Here is a 19,512-nt window from a genome sequence, read left to right on the forward strand (position 1 = left end):
CCAGGATGATCCGCTGCACCCGCGTCAGCATGCAATATCCCGGCAGGCAGCAGGCGTTAAAACAAGTCAGCCTGCACGTCGCCCATGGGGAAATGGCGTTTGTGACCGGACACTCAGGCGCTGGCAAGAGCACGCTGTTGAGGCTGGTTGCATTGATCGAACGTCAGAGTCGCGGCCAAATCATCATCAATGGACAAAACCTCGAGCGCATTAAAGGCGCTCGGATTCAACTATTCCGTCGCCAGATTGGATCGATTTTCCAGGACTACCGCCTGCTCCACGATCGGACCGTGTTCGACAATGTCGCTTTACCCCTCGCCATTGTTGGATATAGTCCTCAGGAGATCGGCCGACGGGTGCGCGCGGCATTGGATAAGGTGGCCCTATTACACAAGGCAAGGGCCTATCCCATCACGCTTTCCGGTGGCGAACAGCAACGCGTTGGCATCGCACGCGCCGTGGTTAACCGGCCGCCTTTGTTGCTAGCAGATGAGCCAACGGGCAACCTTGACCCGGACCTGTCCTGGGACATCATGAAGCTATTCACACAATTCAACCAAGTCGGCTTAACCGTATTGATCGCCACACACGATCTCAGTCTGATCAGGCGGATGAATTACCGCATTATCACCTTAAGAGAAGGCCGTCTGGTAACAGACAATCGAGAAGTTGTCCATTGATGCGCCCGCAAGGCGCAACAGCGCGCACGTACCAACCAACACCTACGCTCACAAAGCGACTAAGTGCATGGAGGTTACATCACTTTCAGGTTTGTATGCAGAGCTTGGGTCAGCTCGTTCGCTCTCCCTTCGCCAGCTTGATGACTGCGGCCGTTATCGGCATCTCACTGGCCCTGCCAACGGGAATGTTTTTGTTGCTCGAGAATGCACAACGCATAAGCCTCGGATTGGACGGCGCCATTCAGTTAGTGCTTTTCCTGAAGCTAAGTGTCGACGATAAAGACGCCGAAGCCCTTGCGCAGCAGTTCCGGGCCGATCCTGACATTGGGAAGGTCACGCTCATCAAGCGCGAGGAAGCGCTCGCAGAATACCGAGAGCTGTCCGGTTTTGGCGATGCATTGCAAGCCTTGGACGAGAATCCCCTGCCCGCTGTGCTCATGGTTGCACCGGCGACGCGTTTCACGAATGCAGACGCTACCGAAGCGCTCCTCACGCGCCTCGCTAAGCTGCCCCAAGTTGACATCGCTGAGTTCGATCTGGAATGGGTGAGGCGTCTCCAAGCCATCATTGCCTTGGTCAAACGCGCCGTGCAGCTCCTGGCAGCGGTTTTGGGGCTAGCCGTTTTGCTCATCGTGGGCAACACCATTCGCCTCGCGATCCACAACCGTCGTAATGAGATCGAGATCGCGAAACTGTTTGGCGCTACCAACGCCTTTATTCGCCGGCCATTCCTTTACACCGGCCTGTGGTATGGATTAAGTGGTAGTTTGATCGCTTGGGCCGTAGTAGGCGTCTCGTTCTGGCTTTTAGCCGCGCCCGCCCGTGAGCTGGCCGGACTCTACCATAGTGATTTTGAACTCTTGGCCTTGTCAGGAGGTTGGATCCTGGCCTTGCTGGCGAGTGGCGCGCTCTTGGGCCTGGGTGGCGCGTGGGTCGCAGTGACCCGTCACCTTCAGGTCATCGAGCCCCGCTGAGTCGGCCCTAGGCGCCTGTTTTGGTGGAACTTTTCTGATTATTAGCACTCTTACTAACTGAGTGCTAAAATATTTTAGTCGATCCATTATTGGGGGTAATCTTCGAATGAACCATGCGATGATCGCGCAACTGGCCGTTCCGACGGGATCGTCGGACGCCTATATTCAGGCGATCAACCGCATCCCGAAGTTAAGCGCCGACGAAGAGAAGGCGCTCGCGGAGCGTTTTCGCCAAGAGAACGACCTCGACGCGGCGCGGGCGCTCGTGATGTCGAACGTGCGCTACGTCGTCCAGATCGCACGAGGTTATCGTGGCTATGGCCTGCCCCTTGGCGATCTGATCCAAGAAGGCAACATCGGCCTGATGAAGGCTGTGAAACGCTTCGACCCGTCCATCGGTGTTCGGCTCATCTCCTTCGCCGTGCACTGGATCCGGGCAGAGATCCATGAATTTGTTTTGCGCAACTGGCGCATCGTCAAGGTGGCCACCACCAAGGCCCAGCGCAAACTGTTCTTTAACCTCCGGGGCGCCAAAAAGCGCCTGGGCTGGCTCAACACTGAAGAGGTCAATGACGTTGCGGCCGAACTTGGGGTGAGCCCACGGGATGTCATGCAGATGGAAGAGCGCCTGAGCGCCTTTGATCCCACCTTTGATGGCTCCCCGATGATCGATGAGGATGATGCAGCGATTGCGCCAGCCGGCTATCTTGAGGACCTGCGCTACGAGCCGGAAAGCCAGGTAGAGACGAAAGAGCTTGAGGGAAAAAATCACGAGTTACTGCAAGAGGCCTTGGGGTCGCTGGACAAACGCAGCCAAGACATTATTGCCAAACGGTGGCTCGATGAAGACAAGGTAACGCTGCAAGAGCTCGCGAAGCAGTATAAGGTGTCAGCGGAGCGGATCAGGCAGTTGGAAGCGAATGCGATGAAACGTCTCAAGCTCGCGATGCAGGTAACCGCTTAACGCCAAGCCGCGGCCTGCGGTTCTGCACCCGTGGGCAGCGTTAAAAAAACGGCCACCCAACTCGGTGGCCGTTTTTGTACCCGATACAACAATCGCGCGCGCACCGCCGGGGCTTCTAGATAAACTCGCGAAGTTTCAGACGCGACAGGCCCCTACGACAGAAGCATCGTCATCATGGCCGGCACATAATGATCCACGAGCAAGAACGTGAAAAGCCCGATGAGATACAAAATGGAATAGGAAAATGTCTTCAGGGCGAGCCGCTCATCATGATCCCACTGCATCCGAAGCGCATACGAGAGGAACCCCACACCGAGCAACAGCGCCCCGATTAAATAGAGAGGGCCGCTCATATAGGTGATAAACGGCAGGAGGCTTACAACAAACAGAATGACTGTGTAGAGCATTATTTGTAACCGCGTAAACGCAACACCGTGGGTCACCGGCAACATCGGGATACCCACATCGGCATACTCAGCACGCCTGTAGATTGCGAGCGCCCAAAAATGCGGCGGCGTCCAGGCAAAGATGATCAAGAACAGGAGCAACGCATTGGGATCCACCGCACCTGTAACGGCCGTCCAACCAAGCACCGGCGGCGCAGCCCCCGCCGCTCCGCCAATGACAATATTCTGTGGCGTCGCGCGTTTTAGATACCACGAATAGACAAATGCATACCCAATCAGTGACACAAGCGTGAGCACGGCCGTCAGGGCATTTACAAAGACAACAAGGATCACCATGGATACCGCGCCCAAAAGAAACGCAAACAAAATAGCGCTCGCGGTACTGACCTGGCCCCTTGGCAAGGGACGGTGTTTGGTACGCCCCATCTGCGCATCAACCTTCTGATCAACGATGTGGTTGACGGCGGCAGCAGAGGCAGCCGCTAGGCCAATACCTAAGGTTGCAAAGATCACCACCGACAACGACGGGAGCCCGGGTGCCAGAAACATACCGACGATTGCCGTGAACACGATCGCAGACACAATCCTCAGCTTGCAGAGTGCCAGGTATTCCCGCCAGCGCACCAGCTTGCCTGATGTCAGAGTGTAAGGATTCAATTACCCCCTCAGGTCTTCGGATAGGGTTTAACCAAGTGCAACAAGGTCGCTAGTGTAAGCAACAAGAGCGCGGCGACGCCATTGTGGGCGACGGCAACCGGTAACGGCAAAGCCAACACCACATTGGCGATACCTAGGGCGACCTGCAAGGCCAAGATAGCAAAGAGCGTCGCCCCCAAGCGCGCCAGCCCCCTATTCTCTTGAAACACGGCCCAGAACGCCAGCGCGCCCACCACGCACACGGTAAGCGCCGCGCCCAATCGATGCATCATCTGGACGGTAACCAACGCATCCAATGAGAGCACGCCCGGGATATCGCCTCCTTCTACCGCCCGCCACGGGGTGAACGCCTCGCTGAACGCCATGGGCGGCCACCAGTGGCCCCGACAAGTGGGAAAATCAGGACAGACTAGCGCCGCATAGTTGGCACTCGTCCAGCCGCCCAAGGCAAGCTGCAGCAAGGTGACGACGAGCCCAACCGCTACCCAAGGAACGATCTTCCCGGCCTGTGCCGCGTCTGCCGTCGAATGTTCTACGAAGAGTTGGCCTTGTCTCAGCACCACCCACCACAACAACACCAAGATCGCCACGCCACCCAAGAGGTGCGCCACCACCACCAGGGGCTGAAGCAACAAGGTCACAGTCCACATGCCCAACAGGGCCTGAACGATGACGACGGCCACGGCAAAGATTGGAATCGCGAACTGCTGCCTGGGGTCTTGCCGGTCGCGCCACGCAATCACCGCGAGTAACGCAATCAAAAGGCCCAAGAGCCCGGCAGCATAGCGATGGATCATCTCAATCCACGCCTTGCCATGCTCGAGCGGTCGCTCGGGATATATCAGCGCGGCCGCTTCAGCGCCACCCTCGCCCTGCGGCACGATGATCTCACCGTAACAGCCAGGCCAATCCGGGCAGCTGAGTCCCGCCCCCGCAAGCCGCACCGTGGCACCGAGCACCACAACACCATAGGCCAGGACAGTAGCCACGAGGGCCAAGCGAAGAAATACGCCGGCGCCCATCATCGGTTAACCCACCCTTGAAGCACGCAATAGTCTTTTCAAGTCCTTTAATAGGCCACTTGGGTCGGCCTCCGGCGTATAGCGCATCATGAGATTCCCCAAGGGATCCACAATCGCGAGTCCACCATCGTAAATGCCCTCACCCCCATCGGACGACGCAAACTGCCGACGAAAGGCGTGCAACGCCTCGGGCCCCCCGGTGATGATGAGAAGGCCGGGGTATTTCATCAGGACCGTCCGCAACGCCGGAGTGGGATCCGGGCTTTGGGTAATATAGACGCGCTGCACCCGTGCCATATTCTTCCCCATTGCGAGTCGTACCTGGCGCATGGCATAGAGCGCGGCCTCACAATCTGCTTCACAGGTCGCCTCACCCACATAGACCAAGTTCCACTTGCCGAGGAACCGATCAAGGCCTATCGAGTTGCCCTCGAGATCGACCAGGGCCGCATCCTTGAGCGATAGGGGCGGTATCACGAGATCCCCATGATTGACCCTGCCCGCAGGCCGCCACTCGCCCGGCCCCATGACCAAGACCCAGGCAATGACGAGTGGTGCTGCGACCAGGGCAACGATCAGAATCAGGGTGGTCCGTGGTCCCACGATGGCCTTAGTCTTTCTCGAGTCCATCCTGTGTTATCTCAGGGCGTGGGCCTTGCCCGTTTTAAGTTTACGAACACGTAAATCAAAAACAGCGTAACGGCGAGCGCAAACCATTGGAATGCGTATCCCAAGTGGCGTGCTTCCCCTGTGCCGGGCACACGCCATTCGCGCAGAAATCCATCCGCCATGGCGGGGTCAAGACGCACCACATAGGGCAACAGATCGCGCCCCATCTGGTCGGAAAGCCAGACTCGATCGATCAACGGCGCCCGGTAGGTTCCCGGGGCTAAGGCCTCCAGCATAGGCTCACCGAGGACAAGGCCTATCTCCGGTGGGGGTTTCGCGACACCACGGAGCGTTACAACGCCATTTGGCACCAGCACTTCGGGGACTACCCGCCGATCAGGTCCTGCTGCGACCCAGCCCCGGTTGACGAGTACCCAAGCATCCTCGCCCTCAAATCGAAAAGGAGTGAAGACAAAATACCCTGCGGTCCCAGCTACCACCTGATTATCGAGTAGGATTTGAAACGCGCCGTCGTAGGATCCGGTTGCTTCCACTCTCCGCCAGGCCATCGCCTCCTCACGCGTCCTGGGCCCCTGGGCACGATTGAGCACAACGGGCGACAGAGCGGCGCGCTCCGCGTACAGCGCTCCGAGGGATCTTTTCTGGGCTGCCCGATCCAGCTGCCAAAACCCAAGCCAGCAGAGCAGCGCCACCAGCGCAAAGGTGGCGAGACTTGCCCACCAAAGCGGTCGAAATTGAAGGTTCCGAACGCGCATCTCACGATAAACCGTTCAAAACTTCCTCTCGAACCCGAACTGAGGCTAAACGCATGGGAAGCGCACGCAATGGCCCTGTTTGTCCTTTAGGCCCCATAGCAAGGGGAGGTATACTCAGGCGTCATTTTCCTTGTCGCGATTGCCCAATGCTCACCACCTGGATCGTTAAGGGGTTCATTGTCCTCGTTCTGCTGGTCATCATCACCAGCCTGACCGTTGCGATGATCGCGCTAGTTCGCGACAAGGGTCAATCAAACAAAACCTTAAAGGCCCTCACCGTGCGCATCTCGTTGTCCATTGCGCTTTTCATCTTCGTGATGATCGCCATCGCACTGGGCCTTATCACACCACACGGCATGTAACTTGCCTATACGTAAAAAGGCGCTGCCTCGGCAGCGCCTTTTCGCCGTCGATCTGCGCATCCGCTACAACACATAAACAAACATAAAGAGGCAGATCCAGACCACATCAACAAAGTGCCAGTACCATGCGACGGCCTCAAACGCAAAGTGATGGGTCGGCGTGAAGTGTCCCTTGATGGAACGGATCAGGATCACGGTCAACATGATGGCGCCGATGGTGACATGGGCGCCGTGGAACCCGGTTAACATAAAAAACGTCGTGCCGTAGATGCCGGACGAGACCTTCAAATCCATTGCAGTGTAGCCGTGCCAATATTCATAGGCCTGGAAACCTAGAAACGTGAAGCCCAGGGCAATCGTCAAGATGAGGCCGGTGATGAGTTGTCTACGGTTCCCCATCTTCAATCCCCAATGGGCCCAGGTGACGGTTGCGCCACTGGAAAGCAGGATCGCGGTGTTGATGGCCGGGATCCACACGGGGGCCATTGCTTCTTTGGCCACCGTGAAGTGTGTCGGATCCGGCAGCTGTAAGAGCGGCCAGGCCGCCTGAAACTTCGGCCACAAGAGCTCATGGGTCGAAAACCCCGAGCCTTCACCGGCCAGCCAAGGGACTGAGTAGACCCGGGCGTAGAACAGCGCGCCGAAGAAGGCGCCAAAAAACATGACCTCGGTGAAGATGAACCACGCCATCCCCCAACGGAAGGAGACGTCGACCTGGCGGTTATAAATGCCGCCTTCGCTCTCCCCAATCACCGCGCCGAACCAACCAAACATCATGAAGATCACGATCGAAACCCCGATCCCCATGACAAAGCTCCCAACCCCTGATCCATTCAGCAACATGGCAAAGCCACCGAATGTAGCGAAAAGCCCAACCGCGCCCACGATTGGCCAGTGGCTCGGTTCAGGCAGATAGTACCCGGCGTGTGCTTCTGACATCGCTACCCCTCTCTCAACTTGTTTGTTTTTCCCCTACACCGGACCCGGTGGGCCTGCGCGAGCGACGGCCTTCTCTGGCACTTCAAAAAACGTATAGGACAACGTCATGGTGGTGACCTCGCTCGGCAGGTCTGGATCCACTACGAAACGAACCAACATGCGCTTCGTTTCGCCCGGCGCCAGCATCTGCTGGGTGAAGCAGAAACACTCGGTCTTATTAAAGTAGAGCGACGCCACCCCCGGTGCCACGCTCGGTACTGCCTGTCCGATGATCGTGCGCGGGGTGCGGTTCGTGGCGACATAGGCCGCCTCTCCCATCGCGCCCGGATGGATACGCACTTTTTTGACCTCGGGTCTGAAGTCCCAGGACAGGGTGCTGTTCACATTCGCAACGAACTCGACGGTCACCCAGCGCGCCTCGTCCACTTCCGTTGTCAAGGCCTCCGCCAGCGCAATGCGCCCCGTCTTACCGTTCAAACCGGTAATATCGCAAAAGACGTTATAGAGCGGCACCAAGGCAAAACCAAATCCAAACATGCCGACGGCAATAAACAATAAACGCCGAGCAAGGCGTCTATTGGCTACTTGAACTTCTGGGTTCTGCATCGCTATCCATTCATCAGAATAAAGCCAACATAGACGGCCAGCGCAAGTAACGCGAGCACGACAGCAATCCGCACATTGGCGGTGCGCAATCGTTGACTTTTTTCAAGATCACCCATGGCCCTCATTACCTCTACGGACCCCCTCAACTGCCGCCTTGATGAAGCCAGACTACTTCACCTCTGGCGCTGTGGTAAATGTATGGTAAGGCGGTGGCGATGCGAGGGTCCACTCCAACCCCTTGGCCCCTTCCCAGACATTTTCGCTCGCCTGGACGCCACCGCGTATCGTCTTAAAGATGATATAGAGAAACAGCAGCTGGGTCAGACCAAAGGCGAATCCGCCGATGCTGGAGATCTGGTTAAACTCGGTGAACTGAACCGAATAGTCAGGTATCCGCCGCGGCATCCCCGCCAGCCCGAGGAAATGCTGCGGGAAGAACAGGACATTTACGGAGACGACCGACAACCAGAAATGCCATTTGCCCAACGTCTCGTCATACATATGCCCGGTCCATTTCGGCAACCAGAAATACACCGCCGCCATGATGGCGAATAACGAGCCGGTCACCAACACATAATGGAAATGGGCCACCACAAAGTAGGTATCGTGATATTGGAAATCAGCGGGCACCATCGCCAACATCAGCCCGGAAAACCCTCCAATCGTAAACAAAATAATAAAGGAGACCGCAAATAGCATGGGGGTCTCGAAGGTCATCGCCCCCTTCCACATGGTCGTTACCCAGTTGAAGACCTTCACCCCCGTGGGAACTGCGATCAGCATCGTCGTGTACATGAAGAACAGCTGGCCACCCAGCGGCATACCCACCGTAAACATATGGTGTGCCCAAACAACGAACGAGAGAAAGGCGATGGATGCCGTCGCATAGACCATGGACTCGTAACCGAACAACGGCTTGCGGGCAAACGTCGGCACGATCTGCGAGATGATTCCAAAGGCCGGCAGGATCAAAATGTAGACCTCGGGGTGCCCAAAGAACCAGAAGATGTGCTGGAACATCACCGGGTCACCGCCGCCTGCGGCCGAGAAAAAGGCCGCATCGAAGTACTTATCCATCAAGAGCATCGTTACCGCACCGGCCAGCACCGGCATCGCGGCAAGCAGCAGGAAGGCCGTGATCAGCCAGGTCCAGACAAACAGCGGCATCTTCATAAACGTCATCCCCGGCGCGCGCATATTGAAAATGGTGGCAATGATATTGATGGCGCCCAGGACGGACGACATTCCCAGCAGGTGAATCGCAAAGATCAGAAAGGGGAAGCCGACACCATATTGCAGGATCAAGGGGGCATAGAGGGTCCAGCCGGCATTCGGCGCGCCTCCGGGCATCAAAAAGGGCGACAACAAAAACGTGAAGGCGAACGGTAGGATCCAGAAGCTCCAGTTATTGAGACGCGGTAGGGCCATGTCTGGTGCGCCGATCATCATGGGCACCATCCAGTTCGCGAGCCCCACAAAAGCCGGCATGATGACCCCGAAGATCATGATGAGCGCGTGCATGGTGGTCATGGAATTGAAAAAGAGCGGGTCCACAAACTGAAGTCCCGGCTGGAACAGCTCCAGGCGGATGACCATGGCCATGGAGCCGCCGACAAAGAACATCAGCAAAGCGAAAAACAGGTAAAGCGTACCGATGTCTTTGTGGTTGGTGGTAAAGAGCCAACGGGTAATGCCGCTGGGATGGTGTTCGTGATGTGCCTCGTGGACCACTGCTGCACTCATTTAATTTTCCTCCGCGTCCTTAATACGCTAGGGCCTCATTTCAACGTGCCGCTTTCACCTCTGAGGGCTGCACGACATCGCCCGTGTCGTTGCCCCAGGCGTTACGCTCATAGGTAATCACGGCAGCGAGATCAACGTCACTCAATTGCGCGCCAAAGGCCGCCATGGCGGTCCCCGCCTTACCGTTCAATACGATGTTGATGTGATCTTTAATGGGGCCCGTGGCAATGGGGCTACCTTTAAGGGCTGCAAACACACCCGGGATCCCCTCGCCATTGGCTTGGTGGCAGGCAACGCAATTCGTGCCATAGACCGCCTCGCCTTTGCCCATGAGGTCGGCCTTACTCCAAGTCTTACTCGCCCCCGCACTCTCCGCGGCCTGGGCCGCCTTCATCTCGGCAACCCATTGCTTGTATTCTGACTCTTCCTTGGCCACCAGCACAATGGGCATGTACGCATGCCCCTTGCCGCAGAGCTCCGCACACTGCCCGCGGTAGGTGCCCGGTTCCTCAATGAGCGCCCAGGTTTCATTGATGAAGCCCGGGATGGCATCCTTCTTGTAGCCCAGGGCGGGTACCCACCAGGCGTGGATGACGTCAGCGGCGGTCATCAAAAAACGGATCTTTCGGTTGACCGGAACGACAACCGGCTTGTCAACGTCCCTGAGATAGTGCGGGACGTCCCAGGGGTCGATCCCGGAATCGAGTGGGGCCGCTTCCCTGCTGGATTGCGCCAGGTTACTAAAGAAACTGATGTCTTCGTTCAAATACTCATATTGCCACTTCCACTGATAACCCGTGACCTTGATAAGAACATCGGCATCCCCCGTCTGCTCCATCGCGATCAAGGTCTTCGTCGCCGGATAGGCCATGGCCACGAGGATTAAGGCAGGAATCACCGTCCAGACAATCTCGATGGTGGTGTTGTGATGAAACTGGACGGCATCGGCGCCTTTGGCTTTACGATGATGAAGGATCGACCAGAACATCGCGCCGAAAACGACAATGCCAATAACCACACAGATCCACAGGACCAGCATGTGCAGGTCATAGACAATGTGGCTAAGTGGCGTCACGCCCTTGGTCATGTTGAGCCCATATTCTGCCTTGACCTCGTGCGCCAAAATCAGAAAGAGCAGTGGCACGATTACCAAAAGCCAACGTTTTACGTTATTGAGAGACATGCCGAGTTCCTCAGCTTGGGCAGTTGATCCTCATTATTCTCGTTCGACTACGATGATTCGGTTTTCTTAGTTCGGCTTCAATGCCTTGGCGAGCGCTCTCGCCAGCCCCCGCCGTTCTTGTTCATTAAGGAACGCCCCCACCTCAACTTCCCTCCCATGGGAACGAATCAGCAATCGGGTTGGATACCAACTTGTGCGTGAACCCTGTAGTACAACCTGTACCCAGCCTCGCTGAAACTCATGCCGCTCGGCCGGGCGTCGGCGCCCCTTTTCGACAGCCACGCGTTGCTCGTCAATAGAGATGACTTCGCGCATCTCCCCGCGCCAGGCACAGACATAAAGCGCTGCACCTAACGCTAACATCTCCAGACCCGAAAAGGGCAGGACCATCCACAGGCCCGTCGCATAAAACGCCAGCGCAATCGTCATCGAGAAGGCCACAATGCCCACATAAAAGAGCACAAGCCCTCGCCAGGACAGAGACTGATTGGGCCGAATTATGAAGGAAAAACTCGACCTACCTAGATCGCCCACGCTTGAAACCAAACGCGCGGCCTCCTTTATTTTAATGCGCGCGCCGGGTGATATTACGCACACAAAAACAGCTCGCGATACTAACCCACTCGAGAGTTAATATGCAACAAAGGCACACGATGTTGCAAGGGTTCTGCCGCGGGGGCGGCAGAACCCCGTGACAACGCTAAAACACCAATGATCCCCTAATCAACATAGCCGCTCGGCCGCCTCACGTAAGCGCGTTGCGAGGGCTGACACATCCAAGGATTCGATCCATGGGAGTTGCCCTAACAAAGGGGCCGGAAGCCTGCGGCGTAGCGTTTCCACCGTCTCACTCGATCGTTCATAGGCGGGATCCAGTTGATTCGCAATCCACCCGGCCAGCACCACGCCGTCGGCAGCAATCGTCTCCGCCGTCATTAAGGCGTGGCTGATACACCCGAGCCGGAGACCCACGACCAGCAACACCGGGTGAGCGAGGCACCGCGCGAGGTCCGCGATCCCTTGGTGATCGTTCAACGGCACACGCCAGCCACCAACGCCCTCCACGACGATGAAGTCCGCGCCGGCCACGAGATTCTGGTGGGCTGCGAGAATACGGGACAGCTCGATTGCCCCGCCCGCATCCCCGGCCGCAATATGCGGCGCAATCGCAGGGGCATACGCATAGGGGTTCACCATCTCATAGGGAAAGGCCTGACTGGCCTCCTTGCCGATCAACTCGGCATCCGGATTTCTAAGCCCCGCGGGCGTCGTCCGGCAGCCGCTGGCGACGGGCTTCATCCCGGCAACCGTCAAACCCCGCGCCTTCAGTGCGCACATCAAGCCCAAGGTCGCCCAGGTCTTGCCCACCCCGGTATCCGTGCCGGTGACGAAGTAGCCCTGCGCCGTCGCCATTATCGCCTCTCCGGCCTGCCTGTGCGCCGGCGCTTCAGCTCGGCGATAGGGAAGGTCGCAACACCAGGCGGCGCCTCATTGGGCTCATGCCCTGGTGCTGGTGCCCAGGCATGCCCATAGATGACCTCGTGGGTTGCAGGTATGGAGTGGCCTTGCCGGTGGGCCTCGTAGGCATCGATCATGCGTTTCAGCCGCCCTTTGCCAGTCAGGCTATGGCGCCGGCCGGTGGCCACGTTGTGGGATCCCAAGGTCTTCAGCTCCCGCATCAAGCGATAGACATCGGCGTAGGTGAGCGTGAAGTACTCCACGTCCATGACCGGCTCGGCAAGTCCCGCCCGGATCAGGCCATCACCAATGTCGTGCATATCCACAAAGGCACTCACATGAATACATTCATCGCTAGCCCGCCAGCTTTCCCGTAACTCTTTTAGCGTATCCGGGCCGAAGGTCGTGAACATCAAGAGGCCACTGGGCCGCAGGACCCGGCGAAACTCACCGAACACTTGGTCTAGGTTGTTACACCATTGCAGTATCAGGTTCGCATAGACCATATCGACCGAACGACTGGGAATCGGCAGGATCTCGGCATCCCCCTGCACAAAATGCTGCCTTGAAAAGAAACGCGGTGCATAGCGTTTGCCAACGCGGAGCATATGCCAAGCGATATCCAGTTGGATTATCCGGGCACCACGGTAGCGTTTCGCCAGCAGCCGCGCACCGGTGCCTGTACCGGCACCCACGTCCAGTATCCACACAGGATTGATCTTGACTAACGCGAGGCGCTCCACCATAGACTGTGCTACCGTGCGCTGTAGCACCGCTTCGTCCTCATAGCGCTCGGCCGCCCTATTAAAGGCCGCCATGACTTTGCCCTTCTCCAAGTGGTACGGCCCCAAATCAGCGCAATCCATCAAGAAACCTCTTAAGTACGCTCAGCGTTTGTTTCGGGTGGGAGATAAACGGCGCGTGAGCCGCCCCTGGGATCACCTCAGTGACGAGGGCAGGGTGAAGGGTCCGGGTGGCGAGCCCTGCGTTGTGGTGAAGCAACTCGTCGGCCGCCCCCAGAACCTGCAGTGCTGGACAATTGATGCGCACGAAACTACTGCGCAGATCGGCCTCCTCGAGTTGCTTTAGCCCCGCGAGCAAGGTCCCGCGATCCGGCAAGTCATCGCCGAGTCGCGCCCTAAGGTAACGGACAACGAACCGGGCCCTGGCCCCTCCCTGCGCCACCCGTCGGACAAAACGCTCAAGGGTGGCCAGCCTATCCTCCCGCAGTGCCTTGGCAAATGCGCGAAGGGCGGGCGTGGCCATGCCACAGCCCCAGCCCGGGGCCTCCGAAAAGCGGGGGGCGCTTGCAATCAGCACCAGGCCCCTGACACGCTCGGGGTAGCGGCACGCCACATGGCTTGCCACAAGCCCCCCGAGCGACCACCCTACCCACACCGCGTCCTTCGGCAACGCCTCCGCCAGCGCTTCTGCCATAGGATTCAGGGACGTGGCGCCGGCATTCCACGGGCTCCGCCCATACCCTGGCAAATCGACGGTTACCACCCGCCATCCATCTGCGAGTTTGCCCCGAAATGTATCCCAGACACGGCTATCGAGACCCCAGCCGTGCACCAACACAACGTACCGGCCGGAACCCCGCTGCTTGACATGGAGCCGCAAGGCACTCACAGCACCGCAGCCAAGGCATCAACCAGATGATCAACCTGGTCCTCGCTGTGCGCTGCGGAGAGTGTCACCCGCAAGCGTGCGGTCCCTTTCGGGACGCTCGGCGGGCGGATGGGGACAATGAGGATGCCACGCGCCTTGAGCGCCTCGCTTACCGCAACGGCCTTGCTTGGCTCGCCGAGAATAAGCGGTTGGATCGGCGTATCAGAACCGGTAAGCGGCAGGCCGCGTTCAGCCGCCTTCGTGGTGAAACGGCCAATCAAGGCCGAAAGGTGTTTCCGGCGTTCCGAGCCGGCACGCACCAGGCGGAGGCTCACTCGAATGGTCTCAGCCAACGCCGGCGGCAGGGCGGTGGTATAGACATAAGATCTCGCCGCCTGAATGAGGCTCTCAATCAGGACATGGGAGCCCGCGACGAAGGCCCCGAACACGCCAAATGCCTTGCCAAACGTCCCCATCAAGATCGGCACCGCCTCCATCCCGAGACCTACCACCTCGAGGCTGCCGGCACCAGTCTTCCCAAGCACACCCATGCCGTGGGCATCATCCACCATCAGCCACGCCCCATGGCGGGCACAGATGCGTGCAATCGCCGCTAGAGGGGCGCGGTCCCCATCCATACTGAACACCCCGTCAGTAAGTACTAACTTATTCTGTGAGGCGCTTTGCGCAAGGATCCTTTCAAGAGCTGCCACATCAACATGGGGATAACGCCGGAGCCGAGCCCGGGACAGGATAGCGGCATCGATGAGCGAAGCGTGGTTCAAGCGGTCCTCGACCACCCAATCCCCGCGCCCCGCAAGCGTCGAGACAACGCCAAGGTTTGCCATGTAGCCTGTTGAGAACACCAGGGCGCGCTCTCGGCCCGTAAAGGTCGCTAGCTCCGCTTCAAGTGCCTGATGGGAGCTGTTGTGACCACAGACAAGAGGCGACGCCCCGCTGCCAACACCGAACCGCGCCGCCCCGTCCGAGAGCGCTCGCTTCAGCGCCGGATCCCGGGCTAGGCCCAGGTAATCATTGCTACAAAAATTGACATAGCGGCGCCCTGCGATCGTGAGCTCGGCGCCCTGTGGGCCATCGTAGACTTGCCGGACACGCAGCAATCGCTGTTTTTTCCGCACCTTGAGTGCAGCACCCAAGGTATTGTCCAATGACGCAGACACCTCCGCCCACCTTCACGAGGATCGGGCGCAACGCGCATATGTCACGGTAACGCCCTGAGTCCGAGGCGCTGAAACAGCAGCTGATCGCGCGCCACTTCCGGATTATCGGTCGTCAAGAGCTTGTCGCCGTAGAAGATGGAGTTTGCGCCGGCATAGAAACACAATGCCTGGGCCTCATCCGAGAGCTCCCTGCGCCCAGCAGAGAGGCGCACAACCGAGGCCGGCATCAGGGATCGGGCAACAGCAATCGTCCGCACAAGATCGAGCGGGTCCGTCAGACCGGTCGCCGCCAACGGGGTTCCCTCGACCCGTACCAGCAGATTGATCGGCACGCTTTCCGGATGGCTGGGCAGATTAGCCAGCGTTGCCAAGAGGCCTGCCCGATCGTGCACGTCCTCGCCCATGCCAATAATGCCGCCACAACAGACGCGGATCCCGGCTTCACGCACATGTTCAAGGGTCTTGAGCCTGTCCCCATAGGTCCGGGTAGTGATGATCGTCTCGTAGAACGTTGCTGAACTGTCAAGATTGTGATTATAAAAATCGAGCCCGGCTGATTTGAGCCGTTTGGCTTGGTCTCGGCTAAGCATGCCCAGGGTTACACAGGTCTCAAGGCCCAGCGCCTTGACCGCCGCTACCATCGCTGACACCTGATCGAGATCCCGGTTCTTTGGACTGCGCCAGGCAGCCCCCATACAGAAGCGCGTCGCACCCTGGGCCTTGGCCCGCCTGGCGGCAGTCAGAACCTCGCTTAGGCCCATCAGGGGTGTGCCCTCAAGGCCCGTCCGGTAACGGATACTTTGCGGGCAATAGGCGCAGTCTTCGGGGCAGCCGCCGCTTTTAATGTTCAAAAGGGTGCTCAATTGAATCGTATTGGGGTCAAAATGACGCCGGTGCAGCATCTGCGCATCAAAAAGGAGGTCGTTGAGGGGCCTTTGAAACAGCCGCAGGACCTCATCAAGGCCCCAATCGTGGCGTATTTCCCCCCAGTTCTCGCTGTTTTGGGCGCTCTGGCTCACATTCGGTGATTGACTTTGTTCCCACTTCACAGCGTATCCGCCCGCCCCCGTCCTGCCCCACTTGCAGCACCCAAGTTCCAAGGCTATCGTGTCTTAGGGCACGCTAGTGCCATGATAGCCAAGCCCCACGCTCTGTCAACCAGTCGACACGCTATATGGTTAACATCTGGCTCCGCCGCGCGGCCCGACATGTCCTGCCGCGACTGTGCCTCTTATGCGGGGCACCGACTAACGGCCCCATGGGCTTTTGTCCTGGCTGCGTTGCCGATCTCCCTTTTGTGGGCACCGCGTGTCCACGATGTGCCCTGCCCTTGCCTGTGCCCGTGGCGTGCCCCAAGTGCACCAAGCGGCCGCCCCCCTTTCACGCCTGTTTCGCCCTTTTTTGTTATGCCTACCCCATCGATAGGCTGATCCAGCGCATGAAGTTCAAGGGACATTTGGCCATTGCCCGTGAATTTGGCGCACTCTTGGCCCATGGGGTGTCTACCCATCAAGCGTTAACACCCCAGTGCCTTGTGCCGGTCCCGCTGCACCGGGCACGTTTGACAGCGCGTGGCTTCAATCAGGCATTGGAAATCGCACGGCCCGTCGCCAAAGCCTTGTCGATACCACTGGACTTCACTTCTTGTATCCGCGCCCGCAATACGGCTGCGCAGACGGTCCTCCCGGCGAAGCAACGTGCCCGTAATGTCCGTGGGGCGTTTCGGGTGCGTAAACCGCTACCGTTCAAGCACGTGGCGATTGTCGATGACGTCATCACCACCGGGCACACCGCCGCGGCCCTGGCACGGGCATTACGTCGAACCGGGATTAAACAGGTTGATTTATGGGTCTGCGCTCGCACGGTGCGCGACGCCTGAGCGGGCCATACGCCCTTCATTGGCGGCTTAGATCTTAGGTATCGAGGTTGGCGACCGAGAGTGCATTGAGCTCGATAAACTCACGGCGCGGTTCCACCTGATCGCCCATCAGGGTGGTAAAGATCTCATCCGCCGCTACCGCATCTTCGATCCGAACCTGGAGGAGGTTTCGCGTCGCGGGGTCCATCGTGGTCTCCCAGAGTTGCGTGGGGTTCATTTCCCCGAGTCCCTTGTAGCGCTGGACGTGGACTGCGCGCCGGGCCTGGCCCAATAACCAGTCAAATCCCTGTTTAACACTGTCAATCGCCGTGCTGCGTTCCCCGCGTTCAACGATGGCCCCTTCGCCGAACCGGCCGCCGACCTTTCGCGTCAACGACATCAGCCCCTCGTATTCCGCAGATGAGAAGAAATCCGGCCCAAAGGCATTTTCCACCTCCATGCCATCAATCACCGCCCGGACCCGCCCTTTATAGGCCTTCCCTACATCGCCTTGGATGAGATCCGCCGCGAACCGGGTGGTGCTTGTGGCCCCATGGGCGAGTCGTCGTTCCAAGGCCTTAAACCAATCCTGGGCTACCCGCTTGTCCGCCAAGGTCTCCGCCGCCATGGGTGGCATTTCGGCGATCTGAGTGATGATCTCGACACGATAATGACGCCCCAAGCACTCTAGCGCCCTTGTCGTCGCAAGGTAGGCGTTCGCAAAGCTCGCCAAGGCGTCCGCCGCCAACGGTTTTGCCCGGGCGCTAAGCCTGAGCTTTGCGCCATCCAGCGCGGTCTTCATTAAGTAATTATCGAGCGCCCCGTCGTCCTTCAAATACTGCTCCTGTTTGCCCTTTTTGACCTTGTAGAGCGGCGGTTGGGCAATATAGATGTACCCGTGTTCGAGGAGGCTGGCCATCTGCCGGTAGAAAAACGTCAACAGAAGCGTCCTAATGTGCGAGCCATCCACATCCGCGTCGGTCATGAGGATGACTCGGTGATACCGTAGCTTCGTCACATCAAATTCATCCCGCCCAATCCCGCAGCCGAGCGCTGTGATCAGGGTCCCAATCTCCACGGACGATAACATCTTGTCAAAACGGGCTTTTTCCACATTTAAGATCTTCCCCTTCAAAGGGAGCACCGCCTGGTTTCGCCTGTCCCGGCCCTGTTTTGCCGATCCCCCGGCGGAGTCACCCTCCACGATGAAGATCTCCGAATCGGCAGGATCCTTTTCCTGACAGTCTGCCAGTTTCCCGGGCAGCCCGGCCACATCGAGCGCTGTCTTTCGCCTTGTCAGGTCACGGGCCTTTCGTGCCGCTTCGCGAACCCGCGCGGCCTCGATTACCTTGTTACTGATCGCCTTGGCCTCCGACGGGCGCTCCAGCAAAAACTCCTGAAGCTTAGCCGCCACGGTTGACTCAACGACCGCCTTCACCTCACTGGAAACCAACTTGTCCTTCGTCTGTGAGGAAAATTTCGGATCGGGCACTTTCACAGATAGCACGGCAGTTAAACCTTCTCGAACATCGTCGCCACTGACTGCCACACGGGCGTTCGCGGCGATCCCCTGCTTTTCGATGTAGTAATTGAGGGTTCGTGTCAGCGCTGCCCGGAACCCAGCCAGGTGCGCACCGCCATCTCGCTGGGGGATATTGTTCGTAAAACAGAAGATGTTTTCTTGATAAGAATCATTCCACTGCATTGCGACTTCGACGCCCATGCCCTCCTTCATGGCCCGTAGGTCAATGACGCTCTCATGGAGTGGGGTCTTGTTGCGATTGAGATGACTAACAAATGCGCTGATTCCTCCTTTATATTCAAATACATCCCGCTTGCCACTTCGATCATCGGTGAGTTCGATGCGGGTGCCCGAGTTCAGAAACGAGACCTCCCGCAGGCGCTTAGCCAGAATATCGTAGTGGATCTCCCGCTGTTTAAAGACCTTTGCGCTGGGGCGAAAGCGAATTTCCGTGCCCGTTTGCTCCGAGCTGCCAATCTCCGCCAGTGGAGCGACGGGCTTGCCGTGGCGATATTCCTGCCGGTGGCACTTACCGTCACGATGGACTGTCAATTCGAGATGCTCGGATAGGGCGTTGACGACCGATACACCCACGCCATGAAGACCACCGGCTAGCTTGTAAGCACGGTCATCAAACTTACCGCCGGCATGCAGAACGGTCATGATCACCTCGGCAGCCGAGCGGCCTTCTTCCTCGTGGATACCGACCGGGATGCCACGACCGTTGTCAGTGACGGTCACAGACTCATCCCTATGGATACGAACCGTTATCTTTGTACAATAACCGGCGAGCGCTTCATCCACACAATTGTCGACCACCTCAAAAACCATGTGATGTAAGCCCGTCCCGTCCTCCGTGTCGCCGATATACATGCCCGGACGGCGACGAACGGCATCGAGCCCCTTTAAGACCTTGATTTTTGAGGAGTCGTACGCCGCTTCCGCTGTCATATTTCTGCT

Annotated in this window: 20 protein-coding genes and 1 pseudogene; 6 read left to right on the plus strand and 15 right to left on the minus strand. The window is 58.2% G+C overall.

Going from position 1 to position 19,512, the window contains the following annotated elements:
- The first annotated feature begins 5 nt into the window (after window positions 1-5).
- From ftsE to rpoH, 3 genes are all read left to right on the plus strand, one after another.
- Window positions 6-680: a cell division ATP-binding protein FtsE gene (gene ftsE / locus O6944_11850; protein ID MCZ6719828.1), complete on the plus strand. Its 675-nt coding sequence runs from the start codon at window positions 6-8 to the stop codon at window positions 678-680.
- On the plus strand, window positions 680-1,654 hold the full coding sequence (ftsX, locus tag O6944_11855) for a permease-like cell division protein FtsX (protein MCZ6719829.1): 975 nt from the start codon (window positions 680-682) through the stop codon (window positions 1,652-1,654). The genes ftsE and ftsX overlap by 1 nt, the downstream gene beginning before the upstream one ends.
- A gap of 106 nt (window positions 1,655-1,760) precedes the next feature.
- Complete coding sequence (gene rpoH, locus O6944_11860; protein ID MCZ6719830.1) at window positions 1,761-2,618, plus strand: RNA polymerase sigma factor RpoH; 858 nt, start codon at window positions 1,761-1,763, stop codon at window positions 2,616-2,618.
- A 152-nt stretch (window positions 2,619-2,770) separates the two neighbouring features.
- Here rpoH and cyoE read toward each other — a convergent pair whose 3' ends face one another.
- The 4 genes from cyoE to O6944_11880 are packed head-to-tail and all read right to left on the minus strand — an operon-like array spanning window position 2,771 to window position 6,089.
- A complete protein-coding gene (cyoE, locus tag O6944_11865) occupies window positions 2,771-3,682 on the minus strand; it encodes a heme o synthase (protein MCZ6719831.1) in 912 nt (303 codons plus the stop codon).
- Window positions 3,683-3,690: 8 nt separating this feature from the next.
- Complete coding sequence (locus O6944_11870; protein MCZ6719832.1) at window positions 3,691-4,707, minus strand: COX15/CtaA family protein; 1,017 nt, start codon at window positions 4,705-4,707, stop codon at window positions 3,691-3,693.
- A 3-nt stretch (window positions 4,708-4,710) separates the two neighbouring features.
- The gene (locus O6944_11875; protein ID MCZ6719833.1) at window positions 4,711-5,334 is read right to left on the minus strand and encodes an SCO family protein; all 624 of its coding nucleotides are present in this window, start codon (window positions 5,332-5,334) and stop codon (window positions 4,711-4,713) included.
- 11 nt (window positions 5,335-5,345) lie between these two features.
- Window positions 5,346-6,089 carry an SURF1 family protein gene (locus O6944_11880; protein ID MCZ6719834.1) on the minus strand — a complete coding sequence of 248 codons (744 nt, stop codon included), beginning with the start codon at window positions 6,087-6,089 and terminating at the stop codon, window positions 5,346-5,348.
- 146 nt (window positions 6,090-6,235) lie between these two features.
- Here O6944_11880 and O6944_11885 point away from each other — a divergent pair, with 146 nt between their 5' ends.
- Window positions 6,236-6,451 carry a twin transmembrane helix small protein gene (locus tag O6944_11885; GenBank protein ID MCZ6719835.1) on the plus strand — a complete coding sequence of 72 codons (216 nt, stop codon included), beginning with the start codon at window positions 6,236-6,238 and terminating at the stop codon, window positions 6,449-6,451.
- 63 nt (window positions 6,452-6,514) lie between these two features.
- On the opposite strand, the gene O6944_11890 is transcribed toward O6944_11885, so the two are convergent.
- From O6944_11890 to bioB, 10 genes are all read right to left on the minus strand, one after another.
- Complete coding sequence (locus tag O6944_11890) at window positions 6,515-7,390, minus strand: cytochrome c oxidase subunit 3 (protein MCZ6719836.1); 876 nt, start codon at window positions 7,388-7,390, stop codon at window positions 6,515-6,517.
- 33 nt (window positions 7,391-7,423) lie between these two features.
- Window positions 7,424-7,996, minus strand: coding sequence for a cytochrome c oxidase assembly protein (locus O6944_11895; GenBank protein MCZ6719837.1), 573 nt, complete (start codon window positions 7,994-7,996; stop codon window positions 7,424-7,426).
- Window positions 7,997-8,164: 168 nt separating this feature from the next.
- The gene (ctaD, locus tag O6944_11900; GenBank protein ID MCZ6719838.1) at window positions 8,165-9,739 is read right to left on the minus strand and encodes a cytochrome c oxidase subunit I; all 1,575 of its coding nucleotides are present in this window, start codon (window positions 9,737-9,739) and stop codon (window positions 8,165-8,167) included.
- A 40-nt stretch (window positions 9,740-9,779) separates the two neighbouring features.
- On the minus strand, window positions 9,780-10,922 hold the full coding sequence (gene coxB / locus O6944_11905) for a cytochrome c oxidase subunit II (protein MCZ6719839.1): 1,143 nt from the start codon (window positions 10,920-10,922) through the stop codon (window positions 9,780-9,782).
- A gap of 66 nt (window positions 10,923-10,988) precedes the next feature.
- On the minus strand, window positions 10,989-11,456 hold the full coding sequence (locus O6944_11910; protein ID MCZ6719840.1) for a DUF2244 domain-containing protein: 468 nt from the start codon (window positions 11,454-11,456) through the stop codon (window positions 10,989-10,991).
- Window positions 11,457-11,645: 189 nt separating this feature from the next.
- The gene (bioD, locus tag O6944_11915) at window positions 11,646-12,335 is read right to left on the minus strand and encodes a dethiobiotin synthase (GenBank protein MCZ6719841.1); all 690 of its coding nucleotides are present in this window, start codon (window positions 12,333-12,335) and stop codon (window positions 11,646-11,648) included.
- Window positions 12,335-13,198 carry a malonyl-ACP O-methyltransferase BioC gene (bioC, locus tag O6944_11920; protein MCZ6719842.1) on the minus strand — a complete coding sequence of 288 codons (864 nt, stop codon included), beginning with the start codon at window positions 13,196-13,198 and terminating at the stop codon, window positions 12,335-12,337. The genes bioD and bioC overlap by 1 nt, the downstream gene beginning before the upstream one ends.
- Before the next feature lie 34 nt (window positions 13,199-13,232).
- Window positions 13,233-14,012, minus strand: a complete 780-nt coding sequence (gene bioH / locus O6944_11925; GenBank protein ID MCZ6719843.1) for a pimeloyl-ACP methyl ester esterase BioH — start codon at window positions 14,010-14,012, stop codon at window positions 13,233-13,235.
- Complete coding sequence (gene bioF / locus O6944_11930; GenBank protein ID MCZ6719844.1) at window positions 14,009-15,172, minus strand: 8-amino-7-oxononanoate synthase; 1,164 nt, start codon at window positions 15,170-15,172, stop codon at window positions 14,009-14,011. Before bioF ends, bioH begins: the two co-directional genes overlap by 4 nt.
- A 41-nt stretch (window positions 15,173-15,213) precedes the next feature.
- Complete coding sequence (gene bioB, locus O6944_11935; GenBank protein MCZ6719845.1) at window positions 15,214-16,191, minus strand: biotin synthase BioB; 978 nt, start codon at window positions 16,189-16,191, stop codon at window positions 15,214-15,216.
- Window positions 16,192-16,346: 155 nt separating this feature from the next.
- On the opposite strand from bioB, the pseudogene O6944_11940 reads away from it, so the two are divergent.
- Together O6944_11940 and O6944_11945 are read left to right on the plus strand one after the other, a co-directional pair.
- Window positions 16,347-16,520: pseudogene (locus tag O6944_11940) on the plus strand (double zinc ribbon domain-containing protein).
- 90 nt (window positions 16,521-16,610) lie between these two features.
- A complete protein-coding gene (locus O6944_11945) occupies window positions 16,611-17,051 on the plus strand; it encodes a phosphoribosyltransferase family protein (protein MCZ6719846.1) in 441 nt (146 codons plus the stop codon).
- 34 nt (window positions 17,052-17,085) lie between these two features.
- Here the strand turns inward: O6944_11945 and gyrB are convergent, their stop codons facing one another.
- Window positions 17,086-19,503, minus strand: coding sequence for a DNA topoisomerase (ATP-hydrolyzing) subunit B (gene gyrB, locus O6944_11950; protein MCZ6719847.1), 2,418 nt, complete (start codon window positions 19,501-19,503; stop codon window positions 17,086-17,088).
- Between the last annotated feature and the right edge of the window lie 9 nt (window positions 19,504-19,512).

The sequence above is a fragment of the Gammaproteobacteria bacterium genome (assembly GCA_027296625.1).
GTDB lineage: Bacteria > Pseudomonadota > Gammaproteobacteria > JAKEHO01 > JAKEHO01 > JAKEHO01.

What these genes read in the sequence shown, in the direction of transcription:
- ftsE (MCZ6719828.1), top strand. Translation starts at nt 6, where the DNA reads ATGATCCGCTGCACCCGCGTCAGCATGCAATATCCCGGCAGGCAGCAG.
- ftsX (MCZ6719829.1), top strand. Translation starts at nt 680, where the DNA reads ATGCGCCCGCAAGGCGCAACAGCGCGCACGTACCAACCAACACCTACG.
- rpoH (MCZ6719830.1), top strand. Translation starts at nt 1,761, where the DNA reads ATGAACCATGCGATGATCGCGCAACTGGCCGTTCCGACGGGATCGTCG.
- O6944_11870 (MCZ6719832.1), bottom strand. Translation starts at nt 4,707, where the DNA reads ATGATGGGCGCCGGCGTATTTCTTCGCTTGGCCCTCGTGGCTACTGTC.
- O6944_11875 (MCZ6719833.1), bottom strand. Translation starts at nt 5,334, where the DNA reads ATGGACTCGAGAAAGACTAAGGCCATCGTGGGACCACGGACCACCCTG.
- O6944_11880 (MCZ6719834.1), bottom strand. Translation starts at nt 6,089, where the DNA reads ATGCGCGTTCGGAACCTTCAATTTCGACCGCTTTGGTGGGCAAGTCTC.
- O6944_11885 (MCZ6719835.1), top strand. Translation starts at nt 6,236, where the DNA reads ATGCTCACCACCTGGATCGTTAAGGGGTTCATTGTCCTCGTTCTGCTG.
- O6944_11890 (MCZ6719836.1), bottom strand. Translation starts at nt 7,390, where the DNA reads ATGTCAGAAGCACACGCCGGGTACTATCTGCCTGAACCGAGCCACTGG.
- O6944_11895 (MCZ6719837.1), bottom strand. Translation starts at nt 7,996, where the DNA reads ATGCAGAACCCAGAAGTTCAAGTAGCCAATAGACGCCTTGCTCGGCGT.
- ctaD (MCZ6719838.1), bottom strand. Translation starts at nt 9,739, where the DNA reads ATGAGTGCAGCAGTGGTCCACGAGGCACATCACGAACACCATCCCAGC.
- coxB (MCZ6719839.1), bottom strand. Translation starts at nt 10,922, where the DNA reads ATGTCTCTCAATAACGTAAAACGTTGGCTTTTGGTAATCGTGCCACTG.
- bioD (MCZ6719841.1), bottom strand. Translation starts at nt 12,335, where the DNA reads ATGGCGACGGCGCAGGGCTACTTCGTCACCGGCACGGATACCGGGGTG.
- bioC (MCZ6719842.1), bottom strand. Translation starts at nt 13,198, where the DNA reads ATGGCGGCCTTTAATAGGGCGGCCGAGCGCTATGAGGACGAAGCGGTG.
- O6944_11945 (MCZ6719846.1), top strand. Translation starts at nt 16,611, where the DNA reads ATGAAGTTCAAGGGACATTTGGCCATTGCCCGTGAATTTGGCGCACTC.
- gyrB (MCZ6719847.1), bottom strand. Translation starts at nt 19,503, where the DNA reads ATGACAGCGGAAGCGGCGTACGACTCCTCAAAAATCAAGGTCTTAAAG.